The 14993-nt window shown below is 38.1% G+C and carries 16 protein-coding genes; 15 read left to right on the forward strand and 1 reads right to left on the reverse strand.

What is annotated here, in order from left to right; all coding sequences use genetic code 11:
- Positions 1-5 precede the first annotated feature (5 nt).
- The 15 genes from E4661_RS17035 (at position 6) to E4661_RS17105 (ending at position 14229) form a co-directional block, all read left to right on the forward strand.
- Positions 6-2039, forward strand: coding sequence for a vWA domain-containing protein (locus E4661_RS17035; RefSeq protein WP_136468669.1), 2034 nt, complete (start codon positions 6-8; stop codon positions 2037-2039).
- Between the two features lie 11 nt (positions 2040-2050).
- Positions 2051-2863: a prohibitin family protein gene (locus tag E4661_RS17040; protein ID WP_136468670.1), complete on the forward strand. Its 813-nt coding sequence runs from the start codon at positions 2051-2053 to the stop codon at positions 2861-2863.
- A 204-nt stretch (positions 2864-3067) separates the two neighbouring features.
- Entirely contained in the window at positions 3068-3925 is an 858-nt protein-coding gene (gene hisG / locus E4661_RS17045; protein ID WP_136468671.1) for an ATP phosphoribosyltransferase, read from the forward strand.
- Positions 3925-5214, forward strand: a complete 1290-nt coding sequence (hisD, locus tag E4661_RS17050) for a histidinol dehydrogenase (protein WP_136468672.1) — start codon at positions 3925-3927, stop codon at positions 5212-5214. The genes hisG and hisD overlap by 1 nt, the downstream gene beginning before the upstream one ends.
- 38 nt (positions 5215-5252) lie before the next feature.
- The gene (gene hisC, locus E4661_RS17055; protein WP_136468688.1) at positions 5253-6299 is read left to right on the forward strand and encodes a histidinol-phosphate transaminase; all 1047 of its coding nucleotides are present in this window, start codon (positions 5253-5255) and stop codon (positions 6297-6299) included.
- On the forward strand, positions 6299-7435 hold the full coding sequence (gene hisB, locus E4661_RS17060) for a bifunctional histidinol-phosphatase/imidazoleglycerol-phosphate dehydratase HisB (protein WP_136468673.1): 1137 nt from the start codon (positions 6299-6301) through the stop codon (positions 7433-7435). Before hisC ends, hisB begins: the two co-directional genes overlap by 1 nt.
- Positions 7436-8020 carry an imidazole glycerol phosphate synthase subunit HisH gene (gene hisH, locus E4661_RS17065; protein ID WP_136468674.1) on the forward strand — a complete coding sequence of 195 codons (585 nt, stop codon included), beginning with the start codon at positions 7436-7438 and terminating at the stop codon, positions 8018-8020.
- A gap of 1 nt (position 8021) precedes the next feature.
- Positions 8022-8438: a GNAT family N-acetyltransferase gene (locus E4661_RS17070; protein WP_136468675.1), complete on the forward strand. Its 417-nt coding sequence runs from the start codon at positions 8022-8024 to the stop codon at positions 8436-8438.
- 2 nt (positions 8439-8440) lie between these two features.
- Positions 8441-9223: a 1-(5-phosphoribosyl)-5-[(5-phosphoribosylamino)methylideneamino]imidazole-4-carboxamide isomerase gene (locus tag E4661_RS17075; protein WP_136468676.1), complete on the forward strand. Its 783-nt coding sequence runs from the start codon at positions 8441-8443 to the stop codon at positions 9221-9223.
- Positions 9213-9731, forward strand: coding sequence for a DinB family protein (locus tag E4661_RS17080; protein WP_136468677.1), 519 nt, complete (start codon positions 9213-9215; stop codon positions 9729-9731). The genes E4661_RS17075 and E4661_RS17080 overlap by 11 nt, the downstream gene beginning before the upstream one ends.
- 41 nt (positions 9732-9772) lie before the next feature.
- Complete coding sequence (locus E4661_RS17085; RefSeq protein WP_136468678.1) at positions 9773-10141, forward strand: four helix bundle protein; 369 nt, start codon at positions 9773-9775, stop codon at positions 10139-10141.
- A gap of 23 nt (positions 10142-10164) precedes the next feature.
- Complete coding sequence (gene hisF, locus E4661_RS17090; RefSeq protein WP_136468679.1) at positions 10165-10920, forward strand: imidazole glycerol phosphate synthase subunit HisF; 756 nt, start codon at positions 10165-10167, stop codon at positions 10918-10920.
- Between the two features lies 1 nt (position 10921).
- Positions 10922-11521: a bifunctional phosphoribosyl-AMP cyclohydrolase/phosphoribosyl-ATP diphosphatase HisIE gene (gene hisIE / locus E4661_RS17095; protein ID WP_136468680.1), complete on the forward strand. Its 600-nt coding sequence runs from the start codon at positions 10922-10924 to the stop codon at positions 11519-11521.
- A 70-nt stretch (positions 11522-11591) separates the two neighbouring features.
- Positions 11592-12749 (forward strand): vWA domain-containing protein, encoded by a 1158-nt coding sequence (locus E4661_RS17100; protein ID WP_136468681.1) that lies wholly within the window; start codon positions 11592-11594, stop codon positions 12747-12749.
- A gap of 10 nt (positions 12750-12759) precedes the next feature.
- Positions 12760-14229, forward strand: a complete 1470-nt coding sequence (locus E4661_RS17105) for a magnesium chelatase (RefSeq protein ID WP_136468682.1) — start codon at positions 12760-12762, stop codon at positions 14227-14229.
- A gap of 2 nt (positions 14230-14231) precedes the next feature.
- Here E4661_RS17105 and E4661_RS17110 read toward each other — a convergent pair whose 3' ends face one another.
- Positions 14232-14717 (reverse strand): hypothetical protein, encoded by a 486-nt coding sequence (locus E4661_RS17110; protein WP_136468683.1) that lies wholly within the window; start codon positions 14715-14717, stop codon positions 14232-14234.
- Between the last annotated feature and the right edge of the window lie 276 nt (positions 14718-14993).

Here is a 14993-nt window from a genome sequence, read left to right on the forward strand (position 1 = left end):
ACTGAATGGAAATATTGACGGTACTTTGGATTGTTTTGGCCATTTTAGCGGCTTCAGCCATTGTATACTATCAGTATTTTTATAAAAATTCCCGTAAAGGTTCAACGCATAAAATTTTAGCAGGGTTGCGCTTCTGTACCTTGTTAGCTGCTTTTTTGTTGCTTATTAATCCCAAGTTCACCACCAATGAATACTTTTTAGAAAAGGCAAATCTTGTTCTCTTAACAGATAATTCTTCTTCTATAGGCAATGTAGTTGACCAAGATGCTTTTTTATCTAAGCTACAGAACCTTGTGAATGACCAAGACCTTATTGATCGTTTCGACATTGCACAGTATTCTTTCGGTTCTCAATTGGATTACAATGATTCCTTAAATTTTGATAAAAAGAATTCCAACCTAGCAGTGGCTTTAGAAAAAATTGATGAAATCTATTCAAATGGAGCTACCGCCATTGTGATGTTTAGCGACGGAAACCAAACTTTGGGAAGAGACTATGAATTTCTTGATTTAGATTCAGAAATTTCAGTAAACTCGGTTGTTGTCGGTGATACAACACAGTATGAAGATATTGCCATTAGTTACATCAACTGTAATTTATATGCTTTTCTCAACAACCAGTTTCCAGTTGAAGCTTCGATTAATTATACAGGGCAGGGTGAGATTTCAAAAAATGTCACAATCTCAATGAATGGTAAAACCATATTCCGTCAACGGTTAGACTTTGATGGTGATAACAACTCCCAAACCATTAATGCATTATTGGAAGCGAAGTCGGTTGGAGTTAAAAATATCGTAGTTCAAATTGAAAACCTCCCAACAGAAAAGAACACATTTAATAATAAAAGAGAAGTCGCTATTGAGGTAATCGATGAGAAAACCAAGGTAGCCATTGTTTCCAATATGCCTCATCCTGATATTGGGGCTTTAAAAAAATCCATTGAGTCCAATGAGCAGCGCCAAGTTTCTATAAAAACACCTGATAAGGCACTAAAAGAAATTGATGACACTGACTTGTTCATTCTTTATCAACCAACTGGTAATTTCAGACCGTTATACAATAGGATTAATAAGAGCGGAGTAGGCGTGCTAACGATAGCAGGTACAAAGACAGATTGGAATTTTTTAAATAACATTCAAGATAAATTTTCCAAGGAAAATTTCAATCAAACGGAAGATATTTTACCTGTTCTTAACAAGGCGTTTCGTGTTTTTGGGATTTCTGATTTTTCCATAGAAAATTTTCCGCCTCTTATGGACAATCTTGGAGATATTGAACTCAAGGCAACACATGACATCTTGATGTTTCAAAGAATTAAGGGGGTGGATTTGGACAAACCATTGTTCTCAGTCTTTAACGAATCCTCAAAAAAGGAAGCAGTGGTTTTTGGAGAAAACATATGGAGGTGGAGGGTCCAAACCTATAGAAACACACAAAATTTTGAAATATTTGATGAACTTATCGGAAAGCTCATGGTGTTTTTGACCAGCGATGGCCGAAAAAGTAGGTTAGAGGTAGAGCATAAACTCATTTTTGAGAATTCAAGTGATGCAAAAATTCGTGCTTATAGTTTTGATGAAAGCTATAATTTTGACCCGAACTCCAGCTTAACAATTCAATGTAGCGCCAAAAATGGTAGTTTTACCAGAGAACTTCCCATGTTATTGAAAGGTGGATATTTTGAGGCAGACTTGAGTGACTTCCCGTCCGGGGAATATAGCTTTACCGTGACAAAAAAAATAGAAAATACCAGTCATTCAGGTTCTTTTAGAATTTTAGAGTACAATCCTGAGAATCTATTGTTTTCAGCCAATTATAAAAAACTACAGCGTTTATCAAAAAGGGCTAATGGTGAAGTTTTTTACTTTGATAACTTAGCGCCCCTACGTGAAAAACTGGTCGCTTCAACTCAATTCATTCCTGTTCAAAAGAGCAGACAAAATGTTGTATCTTTAATCGATTTCAGGGTTTTATTGGGTCTAATAGCAGTAACACTTGCACTGGAATGGTTCTTGAGAAAATATAACGGATTAATATAAAATATTAGATAATGGATAGATTACCTAGAATTGCATTACCCGCAGTTTTTATTGCAATAGTTTTAATCATTTTAATAACAAAAACAATTGTACGGATTGGCCCAGGTGAGGGCGGCGTTTTGTTTAGGCCTGCTGCCGGAGGGGTTGTTACCGATCAAACCTACGGCGAAGGATGGCATATTGTGGCACCATGGAATGACATGTTGATTCATAAAGTAAGGCAACAGTCCATTACAGATGAAATGAATGTTCTATCCGTGGATGGACTTCAAGTAACTGTAAACGGAACCATTTGGTTTGAGCCAGAATATGAGAACCTTGGAAATTTGATAAAAACCAAAGGACAGGATTTTGTTGTGGAATTACTTGACCCAGCAATTAACTCAGCAGCACGGAGTGTAGTGGGTAGGTATACCCCAGAACAGTTATACTCTAGCAAACGAGATGCCATAGAACAAGAAATTTTGATTGAAGTAAAAAAAGAACTAAAAGGCCAATACTTAAATGTAAAACGAATATTGGTTGAAGATGTTAAATTACCGACCACGATAAAGGAAGCGATAGAAAGAAAGCTAAGGCAAGAACAGGAAGCCCTGGAATATGAGTTTCGGCTTGACAAAGCTTCGAAGGAAGCAGAAAGACAACGGATTGAGGCACAGGGTAAAGCTGATGCTAACAGAATTTTGAGTGCGTCTTTAACAGATAAAATCCTTCAGGACAAGGGTATCGAGGCTACGTTAAAACTTTCTGAATCGCCTAATTCTAAAGTGGTTGTGGTAGGGTCAAGTGGAGATGGATTACCCCTGATTTTAGGAAATAACTAATTTCCTCTTTTTTGATATAAAAATAAATTCTACTTTTGACATCGAAATGATAAACAAAAACACACATCATCACCATTTTTATACTTGCCCTCAAGCGAGATAGAGATGTATTGTTGTTTGTAAAATATATTCTAACCCGTTTGAGAAATCAAACGGGTTTTGTTTTTAAATCGGTTTGGTTTCCAAACAAAATTTAAGATTAAAATGACCAAGATTCGCATAGCGGTTCAAAAAAGCGGACGTTTAAACGAAGATTCACTCAAAATTTTAAAGGATTGTGGCATTTCCATAGATAATGGTAAGGATCAGCTCAAAGCCACGGCACGCAACTTCCCATTAGAGGTGTTTTATCTCAGAAACGGGGACATTCCGCAGTACTTGAGAGATGGGGTAGTAGACATTGCCATTATTGGAGAAAACGTTTTGGTAGAAAAAGGCAAGGATATTTCCATTAGCGAAAAACTCAACTTTTCAAAATGCAAGGTTTCATTGGCTGTACCTAAGTCAGTAAAGTATGAGTCTGTGGAATATTTTGAAGGAAAGCGCATCGCAACTTCGTACCCCAATACGGTTAATGATTACTTAAAATCGAAGGGAGTTACTGCGGATCTTCACATCATCAATGGTTCTGTTGAAATTGCACCAAATATTGGATTAGCTGATGGCATTTGTGATATTGTTTCCAGTGGAAGTACCTTGTTCAAAAATAACCTTAAGGAGGTAGAGATAATGCTTAAAAGTGAAGCGGTGCTTGCTGTCTCCCCTACAATTTCAGAAGAAAGAAGAGCAATTCTTGAGCGCCTTCAATTTCGAATCAAATCCGTTTTACAGGCAAGGCAAAACAAATATGTCCTGCTCAATGCTCCTAATGAAAAATTGGAGGAGATCATAGCCATTTTACCTGGGATGCGCAGTCCTACGGTTTTGCCATTGGCAGAAGAAGGGTGGAGTTCGGTACATACGGTCATCAACAGAGATACTTTTTGGGAAGTTATTGATGAACTTAAACAAGCGGGTGCAGAGGGAATTTTGGTGTGTCCAATTGAAAAAATGGTACTATAATGAAACGGATAGATTATCCATCAAATGAGGACTGGGCTAAGATTTTAAAGAGGCCTACATCAACCGTTGCCGATATTGAAGCCACCGTTACATCCATTTTTGAAGAGATCAAAAATAAAGGAGATGAAGCCATTCAGAAATACACTGAAAAATTTGACAAAGTACGACTAGGCTCATTATTGGTTTCAAAAGAGGAGTTGGAAAACGCATCAGAAAAAGTATCCGATGATCTGAAGAAAGCCATTTCCTTGGCCAAAAACAATATTGAAAAGTTTCATGCCGCACAGAAAACGGAAAGGATAAAAACCGAAACTTTACCTGGAGTGCTATGCTGGCAAGAAAAAAGGGCCATTCAAAAAGTAGGGCTGTACATCCCGGGAGGAACTGCCCCATTATTTTCAACCATTTTGATGCTGGCCGTTCCGGCAAAATTGGCGGGGTGTCAAGAAATCATACTGTGTACACCACCAGATGCGAATGGAGAAGTGAATCCCGCCATTTTATATACTGCAACGCTATGTGGAGTAACGCGAATCTTTAAAGTTGGAGGAATTCAAGCCATTGCAGGGATGACCTTTGGCACAGAAACCATTCCTAATGTCTATAAGATTTTTGGCCCAGGTAATCAATATGTAACCGTTGCAAAGCAATTGGCAACAAAATATAGTGTAGCTATTGATATGCCTGCCGGTCCAAGTGAACTATTAGTTATGGCAGATGATTCTGCAGAACCTTCTTTTGTAGCCTCAGATTTATTGAGTCAAGCGGAACATGGAGTGGATAGCCAGGTCATTTTGGTCTCCACTTCAGAAAATTTACTCAATGTAGTTGAAAAGGAGGTTGAAGTTCAAATTGCGGAACTTCCCCGAAAGGAGATTGCAGAAAAGGCAATCGCTAATAGTAGATTGATTTTGGTCAAAGACGATAAGACCGCAGTTGACCTGATTAATGAATATGGTCCTGAGCACTACATCATCTGCACCAAGAATGAAGATTTTTACATAAACAATATCCAAAATGCAGGTTCCGTATTTTTAGGGAATTATACCCCTGAAAGCGCTGGTGACTATGCCTCTGGGACCAATCATACATTGCCTACAAATGGTTATGCCAAACAATATAGCGGTGTTAACCTAGACAGTTTCATGAAAAGCATGACCTTTCAAAAAATTAGCAAGGAAGGTATTGTCAGTATTGGCAAAGCGGTCGAGGTAATGGCAGAGGCTGAGGGATTGCAAGCGCATAAAAATGCCATGACGTTGCGGCTGGACAGTTTAAAAGAAAATTGAATATCATGTCGAGCAAAGTCAAGACATCAATTATAACCATGAAAGAATTTAATCTGGAAAACTTGGTTCGGGAAACGGTAAAAGCCCTCAAACCTTATTCTTCAGCTAGAGATGAGTATGTCTCCGACGGTTCTGAAATGATCTTTTTGGATGCCAATGAAAATCCTTTTGAGAATGGGGTAAACCGTTATCCTGACCCTCAACAGAGAAGCCTGAAATTGATTTTAACCCAGCAGAACAATGTTAAAGAGGAAAATATCTTATTAGGCAATGGAAGCGATGAAGTTCTTGATTTGATTTTTAGGGCATTTTGTGAGCCTGGACAGGACAATGTTATTACAATGCCACCAACCTATGGCATGTATAAGGTCTTGTGTGGAATAAATGACGTGGAAAACCGTGAAGTTTTGCTGACAGCTGATTTTGAATTGGATGTCGCCAAAATTTTAGAGGCAGTGGATACAAAATCTAAAATAATGTTCATTTGTTCTCCTAACAACCCCACGGGAAATGCTTTTTCCAAACGGAATATTGAAGCTTTATTGAAGGCATTCAATGGGCTAGTTGTAATTGATGAAGCCTATATTGATTTTTCAGGAATCGAAAGTTGGGTGGCTTCCTTATCCAAATATCCAAATTTATTGGTAACGCAAACACTTTCCAAAGCTTACGGTATGGCGGGAATTCGTCTGGGAATTTGTTATGCTTCCAAAGAAATAATAACAATCCTCAATAAAATAAAACCGCCCTACAACATAAACCAATTGACCCAAGATAGAGCCATGGATAGGGTTGTGGCCCAAAAAATGGTTCAGTCGGAGGTTGAACGGATTTTGGAAGAGAGAGATTCACTTGTTAAGGTTTTGAACAAGCTAGATTTTGTTGAAACAGTGTATCCCAGTGATGCCAATTTTGTGTTAGCGAAAGTAGACAATGCAGATAAGCGATATAATGAGTTATTAAAGGCTCAAATTGTCGTTCGGAACAGAACTAACCAACCGTTATGTGAAAACACCCTACGTTTTACGGTTGGAACCTCTAAAGAAAATCAAAAATTGATAGCCATTTTAAAAGAAATGAACTAATGGGCAAAAAAGTACTTTTTATTGACCGTGATGGCACGATCATCAAAGAACCGGCCGACGAGCAAATTGATTCATTTAACAAATTGGAGTTCTATCCCAAGGCATTTACCTTTTTGGGTAAAATTGCCCAAGAACTGGATTTTGAGCTGGTCATGATAACCAATCAGGATGGATTAGGTACGGATGTTTATCCAGAAGACACCTTTTGGCCTGTTCATAATTTCATTCTTAAATCCTTTGAAAATGAAGGGGTAGTTTTTGATAAGGTATTTATTGATAAAACCTTCCCAAAGGAGAATGCAGATACCCGAAAACCAGGTACAGGGATGCTTACCGAATTCTTTTCTGATGCATATGACTTGAAAAATTCGTTCGTAATAGGTGACCGATTAACCGATATTGAGCTTGCCAAAAACTTAGGCTCAAAAGGCATTTTTATCAATGATGAGACCCATTTGGGAACCAGTGAGATTACGGTTAAACGAGAGGAGCTTGATAGTTTTATCGCTGTGGAAAGTAACGATTGGGAAAAGATATACGAGTTTTTAAAATTGGAGTCCCGAGTTTCCGAAATTTCAAGGAAAACCAATGAAACCGATATTAAAATTAAACTCAATCTCGACGGAACGGGAAAGAGCAATATCAACACAGGCTTATCCTTTTTTGACCATATGCTTGACCAACTGGCACGACACGGCCAGATGGATTTGGACATTAAGGTCGATGGTGATCTGAATGTAGATGAACACCACACTATTGAAGACACGGCTATTGCCTTGGGTGAAGTATTCTCAAATACACTGGGAAACAAACTTGGAATGGAGCGTTATGGTTTCAGTCTACCCATGGATGATTGCCTGGCTCAAGTGGCCATAGATTTTGGAGGGCGGAACTGGTTGGTATGGGATGCTGATTTCAAACGTGAGAAAGTAGGGGATATGCCCACCGAGATGTTCTTACACTTCTTTAAATCATTTTCAGATGGAGCAAAAGCAAATTTGAACATCAAAGCAGAAGGAATCAACGAGCATCATAAGATTGAGGCAATATTCAAGGCTTTTGCCAAATCCATAAAAATGGCTGTAAAACGAGATCCAGAGAAAATGGTGTTACCATCCACTAAAGGTATGTTGTAGATGAAGATAGTGATTATCGATTATGGAGCTGGCAATATTCAAAGTATCAAATTTGCCATAAAGCGCTTGGGATATGAGGCTATATTGAGTGACCGGGTTGAAGAAATCCGAAACGCAGATAAAGTCATATTCCCAGGAGTTGGCGAGGCCAGTTCTGCCATGCGAAAGCTGAAAGATAGTGGGTTGGATAAACTCATTCCGAAGTTAAAACAATCTGTTTTGGGCATCTGTTTGGGTATGCAGCTAATGTGCAACTCTTCCGAAGAAGGAAATACCGATGGCCTTGGTATTTTTGACTTGGATGTCGTGAGATTTCCAAACACAGTCAAAGTCCCTCAAATAGGATGGAACCAAATAGAAGGCTTAAAATCGGACTTATTTGGAGAAGTTGAAGACAAATCCCATATCTATTTGGTTCATAGTTATTATGCTCCTAAAGGAGAGGATACGATTGCAACAAGTAAATATGCTTTACCCTATAGCGCAGCTTTACAAAAGGGCAATTTTTATGGGACACAATTCCATCCAGAGAAAAGTGGAGTAGTAGGAGCGAAAATTTTGCAGAACTTTCTTGAAAAAGTTTAATATGGATTTTTATATCTCTGACGATAAAAGTTTGTTGGATATTGACAGAGTTCACAAAGAAGTCAAAAATTCTTATTGGGGCGACTATCGAACCAAAGAAATGACGTTGATGACCATTGAGAATTCATGGTGTTTTGGAATGTATTCGGAAAAGGAAGGACAAATCGGATTTGCAAGATTAATAACGGATAAACTGGTTTTCGCCTACATTATGGATGTTATTATTTTTGACCCTTTTAAGGGCAAAGGACTTGGAAAAAGACTGATGCAACATATTTTGGAGTATCCAGAGATCAAACAAGTACAAACCGTAGCCTTAAAAACAAAAGATGCTCATGGGTTATATGAAACGTTCGGATTTCAAAAGGTGGGCAATTCAGATATGTGGATGGCAAAAGATAAAGCAAAATACAATTGAAAATGAGAATTATTCCCGCCATAGATATTATTGAAGGAAAATGCGTGCGACTTTCAAAGGGAGATTACGATACCAAAAAAGTGTATAATGAAAACCCCTTGGAAGTAGCCAAACAATTTGAAGATCATGGTATCCAACACTTACATTTGGTTGATTTAGATGGCGCAAAATCCAAACATATTGTAAATCATAGGATATTGGAAACTATTGCAACAAAAACCAATCTAAAGATTGATTTTGGGGGAGGATTAAAAACAGATGAAGATTTACATGTCGCATTCGAAAGTGGAGCTAGCCAAATAACTGGTGGAAGTATTGCTGTAAAAGATAGGGATACATTTTTGGGTTGGTTAAATACATACGGTGCTGATAAAATCATTTTGGGTGCGGATGCCAAGGATGAAAAAGTTGCTGTTTCGGGGTGGTTGGAGGAATCGGACCAAGCATTGTTACCCTTCATTGGATCTTTTCAGAAAAAGGGTGTTAAATATGTGATTTGTACCGATATCAGCAAAGATGGGATGCTTGAAGGGCCTTCTTTTCAACTCTACAAAAGAATATTGGACAAGACCAAGAAAATAGAGACTTTGGTAACTGGTAGCGGAGTAGAGGACAAGGAGGTTTTGGGAATCAATTTGATAGCCAGTGGCGGCATATCCAGTTTTGACGAACTGCCTAAACTAGCAGAATTGGGTTGTGAAGGAACTATAATTGGTAAAGCCATTTATGAAGACAGAATTAGTCTAAAGCAACTGGAAAATTATATTTTGGAAAATGGCCAGTGATAACATTTTCAAAGACGAATTCATTCAAAACGCCTGCTATCGTATGGACGAGAGCCTGCGTATGATAAAAATATGCCTGGATAAATTGGAAGAAACTGTTGTTTGGCAAAAGCCCAATGCGTCTTCCAACAGTATAGGGAACTTGATTTTGCACCTCTGTGGTAATATTACCCAATATGGTATTGCATCATTGGAAGGTTTGGAAGATAATAGAAATCGAGATAAAGAATTTGAAACCCTTTCAGGATATTCGAAACAAGAGCTTTTTTTGAAACTTAAAGAAACTGTTGAAAAAGCAAAAGCAAGTTTTTCCAATACACCTGAAAACGAATTAATTCGTAAAAGAGAAGTACAAGGGTTTAAATTCTCCGGAATTGGAAATATTCTTCATGTAGTAGAGCATTTTTCCTATCATACAGGGCAAATTGCACTTTGGACGAAACTGTTGAACAACACAGGTTTGGGATTTTATGATGGTGTAAACCTTAATGCCAAAAACAAAAACTGATAAGTTAGAGAAGTACAAGGTTAAAAGTACGAAGTGTTATTATGCAAGATTTAAAGTCAAGAACCAAGGTATTCGCCATTTCATGTTGGAATCTTTGCACAAAATTTCCAAAAACAAGAGAATTCTCTAATTATGTCAATCAACTGTTACGAAGTTCTAGTTCTGTCGGTGCAAACTATAGAGCTTCTCAACGAGCAAAATCGACTGCAGACTTCATTAATAAATTAAAGATTGTTGAAGAAGAAATAGATGAATCTGCATATTGGTTGGAAATATTTTTAGAGGTATCTGACGTAAATCAATCTGAGATAAAAGAATTACATAAAGAAGCCAATGAAATTTTGGCCATAATTGTTGCATCTATCAATACAGCACGAAAAAATCAAAAAACAAAAACTTCCAACCTTTAACTTTGTACATCTGACTTTAGCTTATGTTGACAAAACGAATCATACCTTGCTTGGACATTAAAAACGGAAGAACCGTTAAAGGGGTGAACTTTGTGGATCTACGTGATGCCGGTGACCCAGTTGAATTGGCAGAAATATATGCTAGAGAAGGCGCAGATGAATTGGTTTTTTTGGATATCTCTGCAACGGAAGAACGAAGAAAGACGCTTGCCGATTTGGTCTATCATGTGGCTGAAAAGGTAAATATTCCCTTTACAGTAGGTGGCGGGATTTCATCGGTTGAAGATGTCGATATTTTGTTAAAAAATGGCGCGGATAAAGTTTCCATTAACTCTTCAGCAGTAAAAAGACCAGGATTGATCAATGAATTGGTTGCTAAATTTGGCTCCCAATGCATTGTTGTGGCGATTGATGCAAAACAGATAGACGGAAAATGGAAAGTGCACCTGGTAGGGGGTAAAGTTCCTACAGAAATTGATCTTTTTGAATGGGCCAAGGAAGTTGAGGAAAGGGGTGCAGGAGAGATTTTGTTCACATCTATGGACCATGATGGCACCAAAAACGGATTTGCCAATAAGGCTTTGGCAAGGCTGTCCACTGAACTCAATATTCCTATCATCGCTTCAGGTGGGGCAGGTACGGTATCCCATTTTACCGATACCTTTATGGACGGAAAAGCGGACGCAGCTCTGGCCGCAAGCATTTTTCACTTTAAGGAGATAGAAATAAAGCAATTGAAAGAAGAACTAAAAAAAGATGGGATTCCCGTCAGATTATAAAATGAAAATAGACTTCAATAAAAACCAAGACGGTCTGGTACCTGCAATTGTTCAAGATGCGAAGACCAAAACCGTTTTGATGTTAGGCTATATGAATCAAGAGGCCTTTGATGTTACGCAGCAAACCAAAAAAGTAACTTTTTATAGCCGGAGCAAACAACGTTTATGGACAAAGGGTGAGGAAAGCGGAAACTTTCTGGAATTGGTAAACATAAAAAACGATTGTGACAACGATACCCTGTTGGTTTTTGTGAAGCCCATCGGCCCAACCTGTCATAAGGGAACAGATACTTGCTGGGGAGAATCAAACAAGCAAGAATACGGTTTTCTGTCCCAGTTGGAAGAGGTAATAACTTCCAGAAAAAATGACATGGAAAACCAAAAGAGTTATGTGGCTTCCCTGTTTAGAAAAGGAATCAATAAAATAGCCCAAAAGGTTGGTGAAGAGGCCGTAGAGACCGTTATCGAAGCCAAGGATTCCAACGACGAGCTCTTTCTCAACGAAAGTGCCGATCTACTTTTCCATTATCTTATTCTTTTGCAGGCCAAGGGCTTTCGATTGGAAGATATCATAAAAACGCTGAAAGATCGACACAAGTAATCGTTGAACAAGACCGTTAACTTTTATTTAAATACGTAGCCTTTAAAGTGAAATAGCTTAACTTTATGTGATGGCTATGAATACAAGAAAAGGGTTTCGTTTCACTACATACGAAGCTCCTGATCAGACTCCATTTGAAAAGCTCTTTGAGATTTTTCAAGAACTCATTACACATACTTCCGGTGATGTTGAGGAAGCTTTGGATTGGCTTCGGGAACTCGACAAAGAATATGAGCTTACCGATGAGGACTACACCATCGATGATTTTATCGAAGATTTAAAAGCCAAAGGTTTTATTCGTGAAGAATTTGATACGGATGGACAACAAGGCGAGGGAGAAGAAGGAGATGGTGAAGGTAGTGGCAATCTTTCCATCACGGCAAAACTGGAATGCATGCTAAGACAAAGGGCGTTGGATCAAATTTTCGGAAAGTTAAAACGAAGCGGTGCAGGAAATCACAAAACCGGCAAGTCGGGCAGGGGAGATGAACACACAGGAGAATTCAGGGAATATCGTTTTGGTGATGCCTTAGAACATATTTCCATGACCGAAAGCCTGAAAAATGCCCAAATCAATCATGGAATTGGAAATTTTTCCTTGAGTGAGGAAGATTTAGTAGTCGAGGACACTCAATACAAGGCCCAAATGAGCACAGTATTGATGATAGACATCAGCCACAGCATGATTCTGTATGGCGAGGACCGAATCACACCCGCCAAAAAAGTGGCTATGGCTTTAGCGGAGTTGATTACGACAAGATATCCAAAGGACACCTTGGACATTTTGGTTTTTGGAAATGATGCATGGCCTATTCCGATAAAAGATTTACCGTACTTAAAGGTGGGACCCTATCACACCAATACGGTGGCTGGTCTACAGCTTGCCATGGATATGTTACGACGCAAACGGAATACCAACAAACAAATTTTTATGATAACAGATGGGAAACCTTCCTGTTTACGACTCCCAAATGGAGATTACTATAAAAACAGTGTAGGACTCGATGATTACATTGTAGAGAAATGTTATGCTATGGCACAGCAAGCCAGAAAATTGCATATTCCCATAACCACTTTTATGATTGCCCAAGACCCTTATCTAATGCAATTTGTAAGGGAGTTTACCCAAGCAAATAAAGGAAAAGCTTTCTACACAGGTTTAAAAGGCTTGGGTGAAATGATTTTTGAAGATTACGAACAAAATAGAAAGAAACGCATCAAAGGATAGTATTGGTATAATGAAATTGAACCCTACTAAGATTAGCACATTAGGTCAGTTAAAGGCGGCAGGATATGAAAGTAAAAGCATCAAAGATGAACTTCGGGATAATCTGCTTAAAAAGCTGTCGAATGATGAAGAAACTTTCCCAGGAGTTTGGGGATATGAAAACTCGGTGATTCCAGAATTGGAAAGAGCAATACTTTCCAGACATAATATCAATCTATTAGGACTTCGGGGACAAGCCAAAACGCGATTGGCCCGGTTAATGGTTCAACTGTTGGATGAATGGATTCCCATGGTAGCTGGATCAGAAGTACATGATAATCCTCTGAAGCCCATATCACGTTATGCTACTGAGCTAATTAAAGAAAAAGGCGAAGAAACTCCAATAGATTGGATACATAGGGATGAACGGTTTTATGAAAAACTGGCCACACCAGATGTTACCGTAGCAGATTTAATAGGGGATGTAGACCCTATTAAAGCCGCTAATCTTAAACTTTCGTATGCTGATGACAGGGTAATTCACTTCGGAATGATTCCCCGAGCAAACCGATGTATTTTCGTGATCAACGAACTTCCCGACCTTCAAGCAAGAATTCAAGTAGCCTTATTTAATATACTGCAAGAAGGAGATATACAGATTCGAGGATTTAAATTGAGATTACCGCTGGACCTTCAATTTGTTTTTACCGCCAATCCAGAGGATTACACCAATAGAGGAAGTATCGTTACTCCGTTGAAGGACAGGATTGGGTCTCAGATTTTGACCCATTATCCGGAAAATATTGAAACTGCAAAAAAAATCACAAAGCAGGAAGCTCTCCTGGATAAAAGGCAATCCGATGTGGTTTATATACCTGAAATTGCATTGGATGTTTTGGAGCAAATCAGTTTTGAGGCAAGAAACAGTGAATATGTGGATGCAAAAAGTGGAGTAAGTGCTAGAATGAGCATTACGGCTTTTGAAAACCTACTGAGTACTGCCGAAAGGCGAATCATAAAGTCTGGCGATAAAAAAACAACAGTCCGTTTGACTGATTTCATCGGTGTTATCCCTTCGATAACGGGAAAAATTGAATTGGTTTATGAAGGAGAGCAGGAGGGAGCTGGTTCCGTTGCCGAAAATCTAATAGAGGAAGCAATAAAAACATTGTTCTCAAACTATTTTCCTAAAATTGACAAGTTACAGCGGAAGGATGCGGTTACGGTTTATGATGATTTAGTAAGCTGGTTCTTTGAAGGGCAGGGCTTCGAATTGCTTGATGAAGACACCGATGACGAATACCGAAAGAAATTGGATTCCATATTGCCCTTAAATACACTTCTGGATGACAATCTACCGGATATCCCAAAAGAAGATTCATATTTTATGAAAGAACTTCTGCTTTGGGGACTTGTCGCCCATAAAAAACTGAGCAAACATCGCTTTGTTCAGGGAATTCAGTTTAAAGATTTATATGGAAGTTATATTCGAGGACTCTAAGATTATTCCTGCCAAATGTTAAGATTGTTGTTGTAATTCTCAAAGTTGTATTCGCCTATAAGTTTTTTTCTATACCAAAAGGACAATAGGGTCAGCAGCGGCATTGAACAGTACAAAACAAGGTTCAAAATACTTATAAACCGAAATGATGAGGGTAATACATGTTCTTGAAATTGGGAATAAGAATTGACAACATTGACACTATCATATATTTTGAACAGATATACTAAAAGAATTACGTAGACAATATATTCCAAATTTCGCATCTTCGGATCAGGAAGCTCGTTTTCCTTGATTTTAAACCATATAACGTAAAGGTACAGGGCGTGTATCACGGCCAAAACGGGAATAATATAATTATAAGGCTTTAAAAAATAGAATCTATTCGTGTAAACACCGTAAAAGTTGAGAACAATTAACACCAATAAAATGGCGAAAGTAATGATGTTCACTCTTTTCCAATTGAATATTTTAAACAGCATCCCCATTAGATAAAAGATTTGGTTAAATATGGAGTAAAGAAAAAGGTTACAGTGCTCGTGATTAAAATATTTCGATATAGAGGGTGCTATTTTGGATAAATAGGAACTGAAAGGGTGGCCTCACATAAGCATAAACTTAAATCATCTGAAATGAACTGTAATAGTTAAGACTTAATCTGACAATCTTAATAAATTAGTTTAACCCTTAAATTAGATTTGTCAGATGAGTACAGAAGAAAAGATCATCAAACCAAAGTTAGGATTATTAGAACTTGCCAAACA

The organism is Flagellimonas onchidii, from assembly GCF_004804315.1.
Taxonomy (GTDB): domain Bacteria; phylum Bacteroidota; class Bacteroidia; order Flavobacteriales; family Flavobacteriaceae; genus Flagellimonas; species Flagellimonas onchidii.